Annotated in this window: 17 protein-coding genes; 4 read left to right on the forward strand and 13 right to left on the reverse strand. The window is 61.3% G+C overall.

What is annotated here, in order from left to right:
• Positions 1 to 58: 58 nt before the first annotated feature.
• A complete protein-coding gene (locus R8871_RS31395; protein ID WP_175053942.1) occupies positions 59 to 1,237 on the reverse strand; it encodes an SDR family oxidoreductase in 1,179 nt (392 codons plus the stop codon).
• 84 nt (positions 1,238 to 1,321) lie between these two features.
• Positions 1,322 to 2,038 (reverse strand): MipA/OmpV family protein, encoded by a 717-nt coding sequence (locus R8871_RS31400; protein ID WP_175054074.1) that lies wholly within the window; start codon positions 2,036 to 2,038, stop codon positions 1,322 to 1,324.
• Between the two features lie 256 nt (positions 2,039 to 2,294).
• Here R8871_RS31400 and R8871_RS31405 point away from each other — a divergent pair, with 256 nt between their 5' ends.
• Positions 2,295 to 3,230, forward strand: coding sequence for a DMT family transporter (locus R8871_RS31405; RefSeq protein ID WP_175053943.1), 936 nt, complete (start codon positions 2,295 to 2,297; stop codon positions 3,228 to 3,230).
• A 36-nt stretch (positions 3,231 to 3,266) separates the two neighbouring features.
• Here R8871_RS31405 and R8871_RS31410 read toward each other — a convergent pair whose 3' ends face one another.
• The 7 genes from R8871_RS31410 to R8871_RS31440 form a co-directional block, all read right to left on the reverse strand.
• A complete protein-coding gene (locus R8871_RS31410; protein WP_175053944.1) occupies positions 3,267 to 3,518 on the reverse strand; it encodes a hypothetical protein in 252 nt (83 codons plus the stop codon).
• Complete coding sequence (locus R8871_RS38560) at positions 3,515 to 3,865, reverse strand: hypothetical protein (RefSeq protein WP_246287894.1); 351 nt, start codon at positions 3,863 to 3,865, stop codon at positions 3,515 to 3,517. The genes R8871_RS31410 and R8871_RS38560 overlap by 4 nt, the downstream gene beginning before the upstream one ends.
• A gap of 417 nt (positions 3,866 to 4,282) precedes the next feature.
• On the reverse strand, positions 4,283 to 4,969 hold the full coding sequence (locus tag R8871_RS31420; protein ID WP_175053945.1) for a DUF2242 domain-containing protein: 687 nt from the start codon (positions 4,967 to 4,969) through the stop codon (positions 4,283 to 4,285).
• A 174-nt stretch (positions 4,970 to 5,143) separates the two neighbouring features.
• Positions 5,144 to 5,770: a lytic transglycosylase domain-containing protein gene (locus tag R8871_RS31425; RefSeq protein WP_175053946.1), complete on the reverse strand. Its 627-nt coding sequence runs from the start codon at positions 5,768 to 5,770 to the stop codon at positions 5,144 to 5,146.
• A gap of 114 nt (positions 5,771 to 5,884) precedes the next feature.
• Positions 5,885 to 7,180 (reverse strand): cytochrome-c peroxidase, encoded by a 1,296-nt coding sequence (locus tag R8871_RS31430; protein WP_175053947.1) that lies wholly within the window; start codon positions 7,178 to 7,180, stop codon positions 5,885 to 5,887.
• Between the two features lie 8 nt (positions 7,181 to 7,188).
• Positions 7,189 to 8,418, reverse strand: a complete 1,230-nt coding sequence (locus tag R8871_RS31435) for an alkaline phosphatase family protein (RefSeq protein ID WP_175053948.1) — start codon at positions 8,416 to 8,418, stop codon at positions 7,189 to 7,191.
• Between the two features lie 149 nt (positions 8,419 to 8,567).
• On the reverse strand, positions 8,568 to 9,551 hold the full coding sequence (locus R8871_RS31440) for a helix-turn-helix transcriptional regulator (protein ID WP_246287896.1): 984 nt from the start codon (positions 9,549 to 9,551) through the stop codon (positions 8,568 to 8,570).
• A 100-nt stretch (positions 9,552 to 9,651) separates the two neighbouring features.
• Here R8871_RS31440 and R8871_RS31445 point away from each other — a divergent pair, with 100 nt between their 5' ends.
• The 3 genes from R8871_RS31445 (at position 9,652) to R8871_RS31455 (ending at position 11,454) form a co-directional block, all read left to right on the forward strand.
• Positions 9,652 to 10,299, forward strand: a complete 648-nt coding sequence (locus R8871_RS31445; protein ID WP_175053949.1) for a glutathione S-transferase family protein — start codon at positions 9,652 to 9,654, stop codon at positions 10,297 to 10,299.
• 205 nt (positions 10,300 to 10,504) lie between these two features.
• The gene (locus R8871_RS31450) at positions 10,505 to 10,765 is read left to right on the forward strand and encodes a DUF6723 family protein (protein WP_175053950.1); all 261 of its coding nucleotides are present in this window, start codon (positions 10,505 to 10,507) and stop codon (positions 10,763 to 10,765) included.
• A 137-nt stretch (positions 10,766 to 10,902) separates the two neighbouring features.
• Positions 10,903 to 11,454, forward strand: coding sequence for a copper-binding protein (locus tag R8871_RS31455; RefSeq protein ID WP_246287897.1), 552 nt, complete (start codon positions 10,903 to 10,905; stop codon positions 11,452 to 11,454).
• Positions 11,455 to 11,544: 90 nt separating this feature from the next.
• Here the strand turns inward: R8871_RS31455 and glmS are convergent, their stop codons facing one another.
• From glmS to R8871_RS31475, 4 genes are all read right to left on the reverse strand, one after another.
• The gene (glmS, locus tag R8871_RS31460) at positions 11,545 to 13,362 is read right to left on the reverse strand and encodes a glutamine--fructose-6-phosphate transaminase (isomerizing) (protein ID WP_175053952.1); all 1,818 of its coding nucleotides are present in this window, start codon (positions 13,360 to 13,362) and stop codon (positions 11,545 to 11,547) included.
• Positions 13,363 to 13,422: 60 nt separating this feature from the next.
• On the reverse strand, positions 13,423 to 14,784 hold the full coding sequence (gene glmU / locus R8871_RS31465) for a bifunctional UDP-N-acetylglucosamine diphosphorylase/glucosamine-1-phosphate N-acetyltransferase GlmU (protein ID WP_175053953.1): 1,362 nt from the start codon (positions 14,782 to 14,784) through the stop codon (positions 13,423 to 13,425).
• A 152-nt stretch (positions 14,785 to 14,936) separates the two neighbouring features.
• On the reverse strand, positions 14,937 to 15,935 hold the full coding sequence (gene ttcA, locus R8871_RS31470) for a tRNA 2-thiocytidine(32) synthetase TtcA (RefSeq protein ID WP_175053954.1): 999 nt from the start codon (positions 15,933 to 15,935) through the stop codon (positions 14,937 to 14,939).
• A 3-nt stretch (positions 15,936 to 15,938) separates the two neighbouring features.
• Positions 15,939 to 16,334: a dihydroneopterin aldolase gene (locus R8871_RS31475; RefSeq protein ID WP_093641011.1), complete on the reverse strand. Its 396-nt coding sequence runs from the start codon at positions 16,332 to 16,334 to the stop codon at positions 15,939 to 15,941.
• Positions 16,335 to 16,365 lie beyond the last annotated feature (31 nt).

Below are 16,365 nucleotides of genomic sequence, written 5' to 3' on the forward strand. Positions count from 1 at the left end.
CCGTCCGGCCGTTGCGCGATTATCGCGCGACTCGCTCGTCGTGCGACCGGCTGAAGTTTCATTTGAAGTCCCAGCGCATCTGCTCGGCGATCCCCACCCCGCGCGAGGTCCGCACACATTCGCTCACGTAGTCCGTGAAGGGCAGCGGCTCGAAACCGATCTCGTCCCGCAGACGGCGGTTGTCGAATGCATAGTCCAACTCCGCGAAGCCGGCGTACAAACGCAGCGCGTGCTCGATCAGGCGGCCGCTGCCGCAGCGGTCGCGACCCACCACCTCGCGTGCGATCTTGCCGAAGTCGCGCACGCGGCACATCGAATAGCGGCTGCCCGAGGTGCCGGTGGCTTCGTCCATCGCGCTGATGATCTGACCGATGGTTGGCGCCTCCGAACCCGCCGACACGTGATACGTATCGAACGCCAGCGACGGCTTCACCGCCAGCAGCGCGAGCGCACGCGCGCAGTCGTCGGCGGATACCACGTCGATGCGGTTCATCGCTCGCGCCGTGAAGCGCCGCGCGCCGTGCACCACGCGAAACACCCAGAACAGGCTCGCCGACGGCAACGTACCGAGCACCGTGTGGCCGACCACACTCGACGGTCGCACCACCACCAACGGCAAACGTGGATACGTGCTGCGCAACAGACGTTCGACTTCGCGTTTGCTTTGCGTGTAAGGCACGAGGTGGCGCGTCTCGCCATAGCCGAATGGCGATTCCTGCACGTTCGCACCGCACTGCGTGCCGCACGCCATCGCCGTGCTCACGTGCAGAAAACGCCGCAGCGATTTGCTGCCGACAAAACGCGACGCAAAGCGCAACGTATCGTGCACATTTGTATCGAGTACCTGCGGATGCGTCGAAAATGAAGCAAGCCCCGCACAGTTGATCACGTGCGATGCCTTGCCGAGCCGCGCCAGATCGATTTCCGAAAACGCGCTGCCGAGCTCGCCGACCATCACGTTCGAATTCGTGATTCGCTGCGCGCGAGCATGCGGCAGCCCGCAGCGCACCGCCGAAGCGCGCAGTCGCGCGAGCGCGTCGGCCACACTGACGCCACGCATCAGACACACCATGCGCTCGACCAGGCCGGCGTTGATCAGAGTCACCAGCAAATTACCGCCGATGAAGCCAGTCGCACCGGTCAGCAGCACACTGTCGACGCCCATCGCCTGCGCGCGCGCCGACGATACCAGGCTGTCCTGCCAGGCGTTGGACAAAGGGGTTTGCCATGCAAACATCGTGAGCTCCTTGCGGGAACGCCAGATCGTCAAAGCATCGATCCGGACAACCAATCAACAACAACGGGCGCATCGGCAAGCGCATCAATATCGATACGTCAGCGCCGAGATCGCGAAGTAGTTGTTCTTCGACTGCACGATCGGGCTGTTCGCCGACGCACCGAGCAGCCGCGTCACGCCGCCCTCCGTATGCACCGACCAGCGAGGCGAAAACATGTACGTCCAACCCACCGACACCTTCGCGCTGTCGAATCCACCTTTCACCGCATACGGCTGAAAACGGCTCGCGGCCGCCTGCGCATCGGTGACTCCGAAGAAGGTCTGCGTGTAGCGGCCGCTGCCGGCATGCACGCTGCCTTTGATACTGATTTCGTTGTCGACGCTTTGCAGTACCGGCACGGTCAGATCGACATGCCCGCTGGTGCCGTGACTCGTGTTCGTCACCGGCTGGTCCAGCGTGATGCTGATGGTCGACGGACCGAACAGATGCGCCCCGACTTGCACGGACAGCATCACCGAACCGGGAATCCGGCCCATGCCCTTCAGGTAATCGGAGCCGGGCAAGTCGGCACGATTGCGATCGGTGCGGCCGAAGTCGTAGCTCAGCGCCGCCGAGGCGAACATGCCATTAGCAAAGCTGCGTTTGTAGCCGAGGCCATCCATCGCGCTCAGAAAGATGCCGTTGCTGAACTCGGCCGCGATGAGCGGCGCGACGAACGGACGATAGTCGCGACTGCCCTGATAGCGCGGCGCCACGCCGCCGGCCAGCGAAAACATATAGAAATTCTCGGCGTAGGCCATCGACGAGCAGGTCAGGCCGAACAGCGGAACACACAGATAAGCAAAGCGTTTGCGCACGATCAGGACTTTTTTTGGGACGGAAGCCGCAGTCTAGGGACGCTGTCTCGCCGCGTCTGTCCTGAAGTTGGGGGAATGTGTGCGCAATTGTGTTCGAGTGTTCGTGAATGTTCGCGGCGTATCCCGCACGCGTGCGCCCGGATAGAATCGGTGCCTGAAACAACGCCTTGTTAGAACAACCGAATTCGAAAAATCGCCTTTGAAAACTGACACACGCCAACACCTTCGCGCGAATCTGCTGATGCTGATCGCGGCGATGATCTGGGGCTCCGCATTCGTCGCGCAACGCCTGAGCCTCGATGCGATCGGACCATTTCTGTTTACCGGACTGCGTTTCCTGCTAGGCGCGCTGGTCGTGTTGACGATGATCCTCTGCGTGCGGCGCTCCGCACTAGCTGAGCTAACAAAGCGCGAACCCGGCGGCGCACCTGAGTTGCTCGGTGCCGGCGTGCTGCTTGGCGTGGTGCTGTCGGCATCGATTTCGTTGCAGCAGATCGGCTTGCAATACACGAAGGTCGCCAACGCCGGCTTCATCAGTTCGTTGTATGTGGTGCTCGTGCCGCTGCTGGGCGTGCTGTTTCGTCATCGGACGGGATTCGGTACATGGCTCGGTGCGACGCTCGCGGCGATCGGCATGTACTTTCTCAGCGTCAACGAGCACTTCTCGATCCTGTACGGCGACTGGTATCAGCTTGCCGGCGCGTTGATCATTTCCGTACAGATGATGCTGGTCGGCCGCTTCGCGTTGCGGCACGACACGCTTATGCTGGCGCTCGTGCAGTTCGTGACTTGCGGGCTCGTGTGTCTGGCCATCGGTCTCGTGATCGAGCCAGTCAATCTCGCTGTGATCGAGCGCGCCGCGCCGACGATTCTGTACGGCGGTGCGCTCTCGGTAGGCGTCGCCTATACGATTCAGGTGGTGGCGCAGAAGTACGCGGCGCCGTCGCACGCTGCAGTGATATTTAGTATGGAGGGGGTGTTCGCAGCGCTCGCCGGGTGGCTCGTGCTCGGCGAAACGCTGACGACGCGCGCGCTATTTGGATGCGCGCTGATGCTCGCCGGTTTGATCGTGTGTCAGGTTGGGCCAGCCTCGCGACGCGAAAGTGAACGCGATCGATTGCCTCATGAGGCGTGAGGGTTGGGCCACGCGGGAGCGTGACCACCTCGGCCGCTACGCAGCGCGCGGCAACGCGAAGAATTTAGGTGCATCAGCAGTGGGTGGAAACACACACCAGCAGCCATCGTCGTGTCGAAAGAAAAAGAGGCCGCGCGTTCCACCTTCCTGAGAAGTCTCGACCCGCACATACCGCCTGCCGCCCAGACGGGTGCGGCTGAATTCGGTCACGTGAACCGGCACCGAAGGCCCCGGCGCCAGCCATTTCTCGACCAGAAAACGTAGTGATTGTTCGCTTGCGGCTCTCATGATCCGCTCCGGGCCGGCTTGTCGTGGCTCGCCTCGCGTGTGGCGTCGTTGCTTTCGTCGTTTTCAGCGCCTTCCTCATCATGCTCGGAGGATGCGAGTGATATGGCCCGATTGGTGGCCGCCGCCCGCAGCGTCGTGCAGTGGCTGGCATGCCTGATGTCCGAGAGAAGACGGACTAATTGTCGTGCTGTTCTGCGTTTCATTGCACACCCCCGCACTGCACCAATAACTTCAGAAAACACTTTAACTCTATGCCTGGATAGGGCGTTGCTGAAATGATTTTGACTAAATAGCAACAGTTGCGCTTGCAAAAACATAGACGCAATCTTTGTACCTTCCAGCTTCAATGTGCGCGTTCGGGGAGACGCGGTCTGTACGCTGGCGAGCGGATGGCATTGACGAAAAAACCCGGGCCGGCACCCGGCGGCGTAGGCCCGGATCAGCAAGTTATCCACAATTGGCTATGAATAACTTCGGGATAGCGCATCGGACAGCCTGTGTGCGAAATCTTGATAAGACGCGCCGCCGGGCAAGCCCTGTCAAAGTTATCCCAGCTTTGTAGTTTTTCTACAGTCTTGTTCCGCAGGGTTATGGGTTTCGCATGACGTTGATGTGACGAGGGATTTGATAGTTATCCACAGACGGGGTTAACCCTTGTTAACTATTACTACATATATATACGTATGAAGTAAAAGACATAGGATAAGTACCGCTGCGTGATGAGATCAAAGGCTGATCAGTTCCTGATCGGCCGCTCCCCTACATCAAGGCGCTACGCTCGGTCCGCTTGCAGGTTGCACGGCAGCAGCCTTGTCGATCGCATCAGGCATGTCGGGAAGCGGCGCGGGAACCGTTGCTTCGACCGGTACCGGCAACAGGCGCGTTTCGATCCGGTTGTTCACAACCGGCTGCGTGCGCACCACCGTTTGCAGATAGTGATCGACGAGGCCGAAGAAACGATCGTAAAACTTGCCCGACGGGATGGTCTCGCTTGAAATCTTGACCATCGCATCGTTGTTCGAGCGGATCGGCAGCGACAGCGAACCCAGCACGCTCAACCCGACGCTCGCCGACGTATCGCTTTTCTTCAGCGCAAAGCCGTTCTGCACAGCATTGACGTAGACGATGCTCGTATCGCTCGCCTCTTCACCCGGCGTACACACCACGTGAAACTCGACGACGATGTGCGTATCGCCGGTCGGCTGGAAATTTTTCGTTCCGTCGACGGTATCGGTGCGCGTCAGCGTCGTCAGATAGCCCTGACTCAGTAGTGCGCGACGTGCGGCCTCACAGGTATCCGTGACGCTCGAATTGAAATTCCGGGCGTAAGGGCTGGCGCCCGTTTCGAACAATTCCTGCTGGAATTTCGGTTGCGGGGTGCTGCTGCAAGCGGCAAGTGTCAACAGGCCTAGAAGCGCGGCGGCAGTGGCTTTGGAAAACGAGGAGAACATGATCGATCGGAAGAGGCGCAGCGTGAGCTCGAATGGGAATGCATTGTAGAGCGGTTGCCAAGGTGTGCGTAAAAAGTACGCAGCGCTGCGCCGCCTGACACAGCGTGACGGCTCAATTCCACGCCTTCAGGCGCGGGAGTATGTCAAAGAGGAAAAGTACGACGGAGCTGCCGCTCAGTGCGGCATGACGGGCGATGCGCCTGGCAGCGCCACTGCGGCGTTGTCCGCCGGTATCGTAAAAGCGTCGGCCCAATTGTCCGGCGTCGGGCAACGGTCGGCTTCGCACATGCTGGCTTGTGCGCCCGCATGCGACGCGATGTTCTGCGCTCCGGCGACGTCGGCGAAATCTTCGACGCGCAAGCTCACCTTCTTCGCGTACGCCTGCGATCCGCCGTAACTCTTGAGCGCGGCGTTCATGTCGCCGTTGGCCGAACGCATGTAGCCGTACAGGATCGCCGATCCCACTTCGATGTTGGTGGTCGGCTCGGTGAGGTCCTTGACGTTCCTCAGCATCCCCCGATGGGCGCCCGGCACCACTTGCATCAGCCCGGTCGCGCCGTTGGCGCCCTTGGCTTTTTCCTTGAAGCGGGATTCGATCGAGATGATCGCCAGCAGCAGTGCCGGCGGCAGGGAGTATTTCGAAGCGGCGGACTGCACCGCGTCCGAAATCTTTTGAGCCTTTTCCTTTGCCAGACCGAATTTCTGCGTCAGATACGCGGACATGCGGTCATTGTTTTCGTCGGCCGTTGCGGTTTGCATCAGGCCGAGCGAAAGCACGATCAGGCAAAGTAACCGGCTCATAACGGAGGACGGAAAAGAAAGGGGATTTGCGCATTATAGCTCTGCCCCCAAAAGAGGCACCAAACGGCCAAAATTCGTCTGACGAAATGTCGCCTGCTGGTGCGTTCGCCCCTGCTACTTCGACTGCTTCGGTTTGAGTACGTAGTCGTCGTTCAGCGTCGCGAGGAAAGCGGCGACGTCGTCGATATCCCGTTCTGACCACACGGGGCGCTCGCCGGTTTTGCGCGTGAGCGGCTCGTCGGTCGTGTCGACGTTCACGCGCAAAGCAACCGGCAGGTCGTCGAATTTATCGACCTTGCCGTGCGCGTCTTTCGGATACCACTTCGCAGGATTCGTATCGCGCTGCACGTAGAAACGCAGCGCGTCCTTCAGCGTGTGGAAGCGGCCGTTGTGGAAGAACACGTGCCGCGTCGCCGTGTTACGCAGCGAGACCGATTTGAAAAGTCCACAGTTGCTCCTGTCGCTCGACTGATCGGTGCGTAGCGGCCCACATAAACCCATATCGAAGTACTTGGGGTCGGCGTTCGCACGCAGCTCCGGATTACGCGGCACGCCGAGCGCCTGGAAGTTGAAGTCGGTGAAAAGCGGATGAGAGCCGTCGGCACCCGATTGATCGATGTGGCAGGAGGCGCAATTGCCCCCCGTCGGATTGTCGAACAGTTTTTTGCCTCTCAACTCCTGATCCGTTAGTTGCAATTTGCCATCTAGGTAGTAATCGAACTTGCTGGTGTACGGGTGAAAGCTTGGGTCTTCGAGTTCGAAGCGCTCGATGGCATACATCGCCTGCGCGAACGCCTTGGTGGGGTCGAGGAAAATGTTCTGACCGAACACTTCCTTGAAGCGCGCCGCATAGGGTGCGTGCTCCAGCTTTGCCAGCATCGCCGCCGGATCCTTGTTGGCCATCTCGTCCGGATTGAACAGCGGGAAACTCGCCTGATCCTGCAGACGGTTAAAGCGCCCGTCCCAACCGAAGCCGCCCACCGGCGCGTTATCCGTCTCGCTCAGGCGCTCGGACATGCTGGCCGCCTGCGCATGACTCCACATCGGCGTGCGGTTCAGCACGTAGCGCAGACTCGGCACGGCGCGCGTGCCTTGCGAGCGCATGTCGGGCCCACCCAGTTGCGCGGCCAGCCCGTTGGGCGGGCCGTACGCGTGCGACGGGCTGTGACAGCTCGCGCAGGACATCTTGCCCGACGCCGACAACGACGCATCGAAGAACATCAGCTTGCCGAGCGCCGCGGCGTCGCTGTAGACGGGCTTCGTATCGTTCGGCGTTGCCGCCGCGGATGCCGCGGCGGCCGCAGACGCCGCCGCTGCCCCAAACGGCAGCAATGCGGCACCGGCCAGCGCAACGAGCGCCGCCAATCGCGCGGCAGTGCGCACGGTGAATCGCGTTGCAAAAGACAGCATCGAGTCGCTTACAGGTTCGTGAAGATGTCGTTGCCGAACCCGACCAGACCGGCCTGCCCCGCGTAGCCCAGATGATCCAGCTGGAAGATGTCTTCAATGCTCTTGAGCATCGAGTAGTGGTTGTACTGCACCGTCGACACCGTGCCCGGTTTGATGAACTTCGAGATCATCACCGCGCCGGTCTGGTCGCCGCCGAAACTCTGCTTGGTCAGGTTGATCGTCAAGCCCTTATACGTCAGTGACGAGGTCTGCGGGAACGCCGGCAGATTCGGGCCTGGTTGCTGGCTGCAGCAGGTCGCGCCGGAGAAGATCAGATCCTCGCCCGATGCTGATTGTGTCACTGTCGCGTAGCTGCTTTCGTCGAAGTTGATGATCAACAGACCGTCCTTCTGGAACGCCGGCGAGGCGGTGATAATCGGCACCCACTTCTGCAGGAACGTGTTAGCGCTCGTCAGTCCGCCCGGCTGGCCGTTCACGCACGGCGCGTCGTGACCGTCGTCGCACAGGTTCGGCGTAATCAGGTTGAAGTTGGCGGTGGTCGAGATCGATTGCAGATCGGTCGTCAACCTGTTCAGGTTCACGACGTTCTGGCCGCAGTCCGACGAATCGATGATCGAGTGAAAGTACATGAACGGGTTGTGACGCGTCGCGTACTGATCGCCCAGCGGCACGGCCGCGCTCGGCGCTTCGGCCGATTGGGTCAGGTCGGTCGTATTGAGCGTCGGATGGCCGCATGTGGCGGCTTCACGCGTCGGGTCGTTGCCCATGTCGCCTTCGTAGCCCTTCCAGGTGAAGCCAGCGGCCTTCAACTGGTCCGGCAGCGTCTTGATACTGGCCGGATACACGCAGCCCGAACCGATCGCCTGACCGTCTGACGTCGTGCCGGTGAGCTTGTAGTCCTGGTAGGTGATGCAGTCGTTGTCCGTTTCCGGCGTCGGCGCCTGGCCGCTGATCATCGAGATGTAGTTGTCGAGGCTCACGTGCCCCGTGCCGTAGTACTGCTGCACCATCGCGCCTTGCGATGCCAGCGTCTGAGACAGATACGGCGCCTTGCTGTTCGCGCCGAAGGTGGTCGCGTAGTTTTCGTTTTCAAGCGTGATGACGAAGACGTGACGGATCTGTTGCTGCCCGCTCACATTGAGCGACGAGGATGACGAGCCGCACGCGGCGACGATAACGCCAATTAAGGCCGCACAAACGGCCATGAAGAAAGCACGCAACCAGCTGCGTTGTGACATGTTTTGCCCTTGGGGATTGGAGTTTTATTCGCGGGCAAACTTTAGGCAGCACGTATGACGGCGACGTGAATCACGCCACACGTTTGCAATATGTCGGTCATCTAACGCCACGTATAAACGTCGCTATGCCGGCTGTGAATCGAAGCGCTTCATTGCGCGTAGCGGCGGTGCAAAGCTGCCGCCACCTCCGCGAAACGGGCACGCAATTCCGGCGGCGCCAGTACGTCGGCCTCGGCGCCGAAGCGCAGCAACTCCGCACATGCCTGTCTTATCGAACCGACCGGCAACGTGACCGTGCACCAGCCGTCGGACGGGTCCGGCTCGCCGATCTTCGCGGCTGAGCGTGCGAACGGCGACGTGAAGGCTTCGAGCATCTGCATGCCCCATGGCGACAGGCGCAACGTTGCCTCGCTCGCATGCATCTCTTCGGACAGACGTTGTGTGCTGTCTTGCCAGTAGGTTGCCAAATCGAAGGCGGGTGGCCGTTCGAAAGTCTCGTCCAGCATGCTTAATTCGAGAATGCGCGAAATGCGGTAGATGCGAGTGTCTGCGCCGACCCGACCAACGACGTACCACGCGCCGCTTTTCAGCACGATGCCGAGCGGTTCGATCCGTCGGAATTTTTCGGCCTTCCAGCTCTGATAGCGAATCTGCAGCGGATGCTGTTCCCACACTGCGCTCGCGATCAACGGCAAATTCACCGGCTGGTCCGCATCGGAAAACCAGCCCGGAGCGTCGAGGTGAAAACGCGAGCGCATGCGCTCCGCGGTCGAACGCAATTCGACCGGCAACGCGGCGAGCAACTTGGTTTGCGCGCCGGCCATGACGGCGCCGAGCCCAAGTGCCTGCACCGGCCCCGGCAAGCCGGCGAGGAACAATGCCTCCGCTTCCTGCGACGACAGCCCGTTCAGACGCGTGCGGTATCCGTCAAGCAGACGATAGCCACCTTCCGCACCCCGTTCGCTCTGGACGGGGACGCCTGCGGCGCTCAAGGCGTCGATGTCGCGATAGATCGTGCGCAGGGAGACCGCGCATTCGTCGGCAAGCGACTGCGCGGTCACGCGTCCGCGCGCTTGCAAGGTCATCAGGATGGAAAGGAGGCGGCTGGCTCGCATACCGACAAGTGTAGTCATACCTGACACAAACTGACAGGTATGGGCGCTTAGGATGAAGACATCCGGCGCCCGATGGACGCTGGCTTTCCAACGAGACGCTCACCCAGAAGGCTCCGCCATGACCACCGACCGCACGATCACGCTGTTCCACTCACCGCAATGCCGCTCCGTCAGCGCACTCACGCTGCTTGAGGAACTCGGCGCGCCGTATCAGCTGAAGGTGCTGAACATGAAGGCCGGCGAGCAGCGCAAGGCACCGTATCTCGCGATCAATCCGCTCGGCAAAGTGCCGGCGATTCTTCACGGCGATGCGCTGATCACCGAACAGGTCGCCATCTTTATCTATCTGGCCGATCTGTTTCCCGAAGCGGGTCTTGCGCCGGCGCTCGACGATCCGTCGCGCGGGCCGTATCTGCGCTGGCTGGTGTACTACGCGGCCTGCTACGAACCGGGGTTGGTCGACAAGGCGATGAAGCGCGAACCGGCGCCGCTCGCCACGTCGCCCTACGGCGATTTCGATTCGATGCTCGGGACTGTGACGAGCCAGCTCCAGGCGTCGCCCTATTTGCTCGGGGACAAGATGTCGGCCGCTGATATTTTGTGGGGCATCGCGCTGCATTGGGGGATGATGTTCAAGCTGGTGCCCGAGACGCCGGTCGTGCTCGAGTACACCCAGCGCATCTGCTCGCGGCCGAGCTTCGTGAAGGTGAGCGAGCGGGATGTTGCGCTGGCGGCCGAGCATGAGGCGGCGGTCAAAGGGGCTTGATGTTGCGGGCGGGCTGCCGGGGTGGTTGCGGTGATCAGCGACGCTGGCGCCTGACCGGCTGAGCGGCCTGCCGATCCGGCATCCGGCTCGATGCGCCGGGATTTGAGACAATGAAGGCCGCCGGTGAATGTCTTCCCGGGACAACCGGGCGCGCCTTGACCTTTTCAGCAGGCGTCGGCCCATTGAACAAGAGATGTTTTCAGGTATGAGCAAGACCGTATTCATTCCCAGCGTCCCCGCGACGTCGGAGGACGATTTCGAAGTGTCGGCGACGTCGAAACTCGCTGGCTACCGGCGTTTTTTCGGCGTGTTGAAAGTGGTTCGAACCACCGACGGCCGCGTGCTGTTCCCGTTCGACGGCGCGCCGGAACTCGGGCCTTACGCGACCAAGCTGGAAGCCGTCGCGGCGGCGCAGGTGTATGGCGAGCACATCGTGACTAGCGACCTGGCACATCCGGAGTTGTAAGCGCGGGCGCGTGGGGGTTGGGCGTTGGTCCGTTAGACGAGTTGCTTGGGTTAGTCACACGGGATCGCCAATTGAGGTGATCACTTCGGGAGCAACGGATGCCTCGTCTGCGCAAAATCGGCTCACCGGCTGCGGTCATGAGAAGTGCGGTTGTGCTGATGGCCGTTTTCTGTCAATCCGGCTTCGCTCAGACATCAGACGCCGATGCCGGTCAGACCGCGTTAGGGAAAGCTGAGGTCGTTCATGCCCAGGTTCGTGTCGTAGCGATCTATCCGGCCACCAACAGCGTCACGCTGCGCGGCCGGCACGGCAATCTTGCGGATGTCGACGTCAATCCCCGCGTGGCCGACGTCAGGAAACTGCGGGTCGGCGACAAGCTGAACGTTGCGTACCAGCAGGCGCTGCTGCTTCAAGTCGACAAGGTGACGACCAAAGGCGTGCGTGAACGCATTGAGACGACGGTGGCGATACCGGCTTCAGCGGGGTACGCATCGTCGGCGCATAGAGTGCAGGTTGTCGCGACGGTAATGAAGATCGACCGCAAAAGCCGGCTGGTGACGCTGCGTGGGCCGAAGCATCAGCAGGTACTGAGGGCGGCGGAGAGTATCCCGCTCGATCAGTTGAAAGTCGGGGACAGTGTGCGTGCGGAGTTTGTGTCGGCGGCTGCGGTGGAGGTGGTGAGGAAGTGAGATGCGCTGTTGTGGCAAAAAAAAGGCCGCCCTCAGGCGGCCATTTTTTAGCGTTTCCGCGTGAATCTGGTGATAGCTAGCCTATCACCCTCACTCCACCGTCACCGACTTCGCCAGGTTCCGCGGCTTATCCACATCCGTGCCTCGCGCACAAGCCGTGTGATACGCCAGCAACTGCAACGGCACCACGTGCAGAATCGGTGACAGCAAGCCATAGTGCTCCGGCATCCGGATCACGTGCAGGCCTTCGTCATTGACGATTTTCGTATCCGCATCCGCGAACACATAAAGCTCGCCACCCCGCGCACGCACTTCCTGGATGTTCGACTTCAGCTTCTCCAGCAACGCGTCATTCGGCGCCACCGTCACCACCGGCATCGCTTCAGTCACGAGTGCCAGCGGCCCGTGCTTCAGTTCGCCGGCCGGATACGCTTCCGCGTGGATATAGGAAATCTCCTTGAGCTTCAGCGCACCTTCGAGCGCGATCGGGTAATGCAGGCCGCGCCCGAGGAACAACGCATGTTCCTTGCGCGAAAACTCTTCCGACCACGCGATGATCTGCGGCTCCAGCGCCAGCACGCTATTCAACGCCGCAGGCAAGTGGCGCAACTGCTTCAGATACACGGCTTCCTGTTCCGCACTCACCTGCCCACGCAGCTTCCCAAGCGTCGCGGCGAGCACGAACAGCGCAACCAGTTGCGTCGTGAAGGCCTTGGTCGACGCCACACCGATCTCGCGACCCGCGTGGGTCAGGAACGACAATTCGGTCTGGCGCACCATCGCGCTCGTGCCGACATTGCACACCGCCAGCGTATGTTTATGCCCCAGCGACTGCGCGTGCTTGAGCGCCGCCAGCGTATCGGCCGTTTCGCCCGACTGCGAGATCACCACCACCAGCGACTTCGGATTCGGCACCGACTCGCGATAGCGATACTCGCTGGCAATCTCGACCTGAGTCGGGATCTTCGCGACCGACTCGAGCCAGTACTTCGCGGTCAAACCCGAATAGTAGCTCGTGCCGCACGCGAGAATCAGCAGATTGTCGATGTCGGCGAACACCTTGCCGGCGCCCTCGCCGAATAGTGCCGCGTCGAACGAATCGCCTTGGGGAATCGTGTCTGTAATCGCACGCGGCTGCTCGAAAATTTCCTTCTGCATGAAGTGGCGATACGGGCCGAGTTCGACCGCGCCGCCATACGCCGCGACCTGGCGCACTTCGCGCTGCGCGTCATAACCGTCACGATCGGTGATACGCACGCCCTCGAGCGACAGTTCGCAGACGTCCCCTTCCTCGAGGAAGATGAAACGTTCGGTGCTGCCGGCAAGCGCCAGCGCATCCGAAGCGAGGAAGTTCTCACCGTTGCCGAGCCCCACCACCAGCGGCGAACCCTGCCGCGCGCCGACCACCGTATGCGGCTGATCCTTGTGCAGCACCGCGATCGCGTACGCGCCGTGCAATTGCCCGACCGCTTCGCGCACCGCGGCAAACAGATCGCCGCGATACAGGCTATGAATCAGGTGAGCGATAACCTCTGTGTCAGTCTGCGAGACAAACACATAACCCTTGCCCCGCAGCATTTCACGCAGCGACTCGTAGTTCTCGATGATGCCGTTGTGTACCAACGCAAGCGCGTCTTTCGAGAAGATCGGGTGGGCGTTGTCGGTCACCGGCGCGCCGTGTGTCGCCCAGCGCGTATGCGCGATACCCGTGATGCCTTCGAGGTGGCTCTCCTTCACCTGCTCGTCCAGATCCGCCACGCGCGCGACGCTGCGCGCACGACGCGGTCCGTCATTACCGAGTACCGCGACGCCGCACGAATCGTAGCCGCGATACTCGAGACGACGCAGTCCTTCAATCAGGACGGGAACGATGTTTCGTTGCGCAACTGCGCCGACAATGCCACACATGGCTTATTCCTTTTCAGTGCTGGGTTTCAGGGAGCGCGCTTCAAGCGCGCGTCACGCCCATCAACTTTTCTTCTTGGTCGGGCGTACATAGCCCGGCTTGCTTGTTTGAGTCTTATCGTTCAGGACCAGCATGTCTTCCTCGACATCCTTCCAGACCGTGGTGCCCGCCGCGATCGTCACGCCGCGCTTTACACGCACGGGCGCAACGAGTTGCGTGTCCGAACCGACGAACACGTCGTCTTCAATGATCGTGCGGAATTTGTTCGCGCCGTCGTAGTTACAGGTGATGGTACCCGCGCCGATATTCACGCGCGCCCCGACATCCGCATCGCCGATATAGGTCAGATGGTTCGCCTTCGAGCCATGACCGAGCACCGAGTTCTTCACCTCGACGAAGTTGCCGACGTGCGACTCATCCTGCAACGATGTGCCCGGACGCAGCCGCGCATAAGGGCCAAGCACGACGTTTGCACCGACTTCGGCGCCTTCGATATGCGTGAACGCGTCGACGCGCGTACCGGCGCCGATCGTCGCATTGCGAATCACGCAGTTCGGCCCGACCGTGACGTTGTCCGCCAGCGTGACGCGGCCTTCGAATACGCAGTTCACGTCGATCGAGACGTCGCGGCCGCATTCCAGCGTGCCGCGCACGTCGATTCGAGCCGGATCGGCAAGCGTCACGCCGGCCACCAGCAACGTCTCGGCAACATTGTGCTGATGAATCCGTTCGAGTTCGGCAAGCTGCTGCTTGCTATTCACGCCGAGCGTTTCCCATTCTTCGTCAGGCTGGGTGGTGACGACTTCGAGTCCGGCTTCGATCGCCATCTCGACCGCGTCGGTCAGGTAGAACTCGCCTTGCGCGTTGTCGTTTTTCAACGCAGCGAGCCAGCCGCCCAGGCGCTCGGTCGGCGCGACGATGATGCCGGTGTTGATCTCGGCAATCTTGAGCTGCTCGGGCGTTGCGTCTTTCTGTTCGACGATGCGCGACACCTTGCCGTGCTGATCGCGCACGATGCGGCCGTAACCACTGGGGTCGTCGAGCGTGACGGTGAGAACGCCGTAGCCGCCTCGGCCCGCGCGATCGGTCAGCGCCTGCAGCGTGCTGGCGCGCGTGAGCGGCACGTCGCCGTACAGCACCAATGTGGGTTCGGACGGATCGAGCAGCGGCAGCGCCTGTTGCACCGCGTGGCCCGTGCCGAGTTGCTGCTCCTGAGCGGCGAACTGGACATCCGGTGCGGCGACCGCCTGGCGCACGGCTTCGGCGCCATGACCGACCACCACGACCAGATGCGTGGGCTTGAGCGCACGAGCAGTGTCGATGACATGAGCGAGGAGCGGCCGGCCGGCCAGGGGATGGAGCACCTTGGGAAGCGCGGACCGCATGCGCTTACCGGTGCCTGCCGCCAAAATCACGATGTTCATGGCGTCGGCAATCAGACAAGTTTGGAGCCGACGATTCTAACATGCAGGCCATAACGAATAAGGCCGCTCACGCGGCCTTACAACGGGCAGAAGTGCGCGAAATCGCACGCTTCCCGTAGGTTTTCCGCACGTTTTTCGCGTATTTCCGCCGCTTACATATCGTCGAACTGAACGATCGAGATCGGCTTCGATCCGTTGAAGGTTGCGCCCTCGCCGGAATCGGTCGAACACGGTTCTTCGTCGAACGCGATATCGCCTTGCGGATCGGCCTCGCCACTTGCGCGCAGGCCTGCAAACGGGAACAGCTTGTGATCCATCAGGTGCGACGGCACGATGTTCGACAACGCGTTGAACATGTTCTCAATGCGGCCCGGGAAGCGCTTCTCCCAATCGCGGATCAGCGCCTTCATTTCCGCGCGTTTCAGGTTCGGCTGACTGCCGCACAGGTTGCACGGAATGATCGGGAATTCGCGCAGCTCCGCGTACTTTTCCAGATCGGTTTCCTTCACGTAGGCGAGCGGGCGGATCACGATATTCTTGCCGTCGTCCGATTGCAGCTTGGGCGGCATGCCCTTCAGCTTGCCGCCGTAGAACATGTTCAGCAGCAGCGTTTGCAGAATGTCGTCGCGATGATGGCCGAGCGCGATCTTGGTCGCACCGAGCTCGCCCGCCACGCGATACAGAATGCCGCGACGCAGGCGCGAACACAGCGAGCAGGTGGTTTTGCCTTCCGGCACCAGCCGCTTGACGATGCTATAGGTGTCCTGGTTCTCGATGTGAAACGGAATGTCGAGCTGCTTCAGGTATTCGGGGAGCACGTGCTCCGGAAAGCCCGGCTGCTTCTGGTCGAGATTCACGGCCACGATGTCGAAGTTGATCGGCGCGCGTTCGCGCAGCCGCATCAGGATTTCGAGCATCGCGTAGCTGTCCTTGCCGCCCGACAGGCACACCATCACCTTGTCGCCTTCCTCGATCATGTTGAAGTCGCCGATCGCTTCACCGACCTGGCGCGCGAGCCGCTTGAACAGCTTGTTGTTCTCGTAGGCTTCTTTCTGCTCGCGGCGCGTCAGCGGCGCTTTGACCGCTGAGGCCTGCGCAGCTTGTGCGGCCCCTGCGGCCGCGGTGTCGTTCAGGATTTCCTGAGCATTCATGGCTCAATCCTCTTTGATACGGAAGACTTCGACGCCCACAGCGTCACAGTCGGGATAAACGTCCGGCTTTTCGGTCGACACGCACACGGCGCGCACCTGCGGATGATCGAGGAGCGCCTTGACGAGGTCATCGCAGAGCGTTTCCTGCAGGTGGATGTGACCTTGGTCGACGCGGCGCGCGATGGTCGAGCGCATGAAATCGTAATCGACGACTTCGTTCAATTTGTCCTGAACCGGCGTGGACAGCGCGAGCGGCACGAACAGTTCGACGTTGATCACGACGCGCTGTTCGCCGCGCTTTTCGAAGTCGTGCACGCCGATGTTGATGTGCACTTCGTAGTTGCGCAGAAAGAGCCGGCGGCAATCGGCGAGCCGGGGATGCGAAAGAGCGGCAAACATGTTCGTTCCAGTCGAAAAAAGAGTGCGAAGC

Origin of the sequence: Paraburkholderia sediminicola (assembly GCF_902859805.1) — a bacterium.
Classification (GTDB): domain Bacteria; phylum Pseudomonadota; class Gammaproteobacteria; order Burkholderiales; family Burkholderiaceae; genus Paraburkholderia; species Paraburkholderia sediminicola.

Bases quoted from the DNA above. Each gene is read 5' to 3' on its own strand.
- glmU (WP_175053953.1), bottom strand. From the start codon at position 14,784: ATGAACATCGTGATTTTGGCGGCAGGCACCGGTAAGCGCATGCGGTCC.
- R8871_RS31445 (WP_175053949.1), top strand. From the start codon at position 9,652: ATGACCACCGACCGCACGATCACGCTGTTCCACTCACCGCAATGCCGC.
- glmS (WP_175053952.1), bottom strand. From the start codon at position 13,362: ATGTGTGGCATTGTCGGCGCAGTTGCGCAACGAAACATCGTTCCCGTC.
- ttcA (WP_175053954.1), bottom strand. From the start codon at position 15,935: ATGAATGCTCAGGAAATCCTGAACGACACCGCGGCCGCAGGGGCCGCA.
- R8871_RS31450 (WP_175053950.1), top strand. From the start codon at position 10,505: ATGAGCAAGACCGTATTCATTCCCAGCGTCCCCGCGACGTCGGAGGAC.
- R8871_RS31455 (WP_246287897.1), top strand. From the start codon at position 10,903: ATGAGAAGTGCGGTTGTGCTGATGGCCGTTTTCTGTCAATCCGGCTTC.
- R8871_RS31435 (WP_175053948.1), bottom strand. From the start codon at position 8,418: ATGTCACAACGCAGCTGGTTGCGTGCTTTCTTCATGGCCGTTTGTGCG.
- R8871_RS31430 (WP_175053947.1), bottom strand. From the start codon at position 7,180: ATGCTGTCTTTTGCAACGCGATTCACCGTGCGCACTGCCGCGCGATTG.
- R8871_RS31420 (WP_175053945.1), bottom strand. From the start codon at position 4,969: ATGTTCTCCTCGTTTTCCAAAGCCACTGCCGCCGCGCTTCTAGGCCTG.
- R8871_RS31395 (WP_175053942.1), bottom strand. From the start codon at position 1,237: ATGTTTGCATGGCAAACCCCTTTGTCCAACGCCTGGCAGGACAGCCTG.
- R8871_RS31475 (WP_093641011.1), bottom strand. From the start codon at position 16,334: ATGTTTGCCGCTCTTTCGCATCCCCGGCTCGCCGATTGCCGCCGGCTC.
- R8871_RS31425 (WP_175053946.1), bottom strand. From the start codon at position 5,770: ATGAGCCGGTTACTTTGCCTGATCGTGCTTTCGCTCGGCCTGATGCAA.
- R8871_RS31440 (WP_246287896.1), bottom strand. From the start codon at position 9,551: ATGACTACACTTGTCGGTATGCGAGCCAGCCGCCTCCTTTCCATCCTG.
- R8871_RS31410 (WP_175053944.1), bottom strand. From the start codon at position 3,518: ATGAGAGCCGCAAGCGAACAATCACTACGTTTTCTGGTCGAGAAATGG.
- R8871_RS31400 (WP_175054074.1), bottom strand. From the start codon at position 2,038: ATGGCCTACGCCGAGAATTTCTATATGTTTTCGCTGGCCGGCGGCGTG.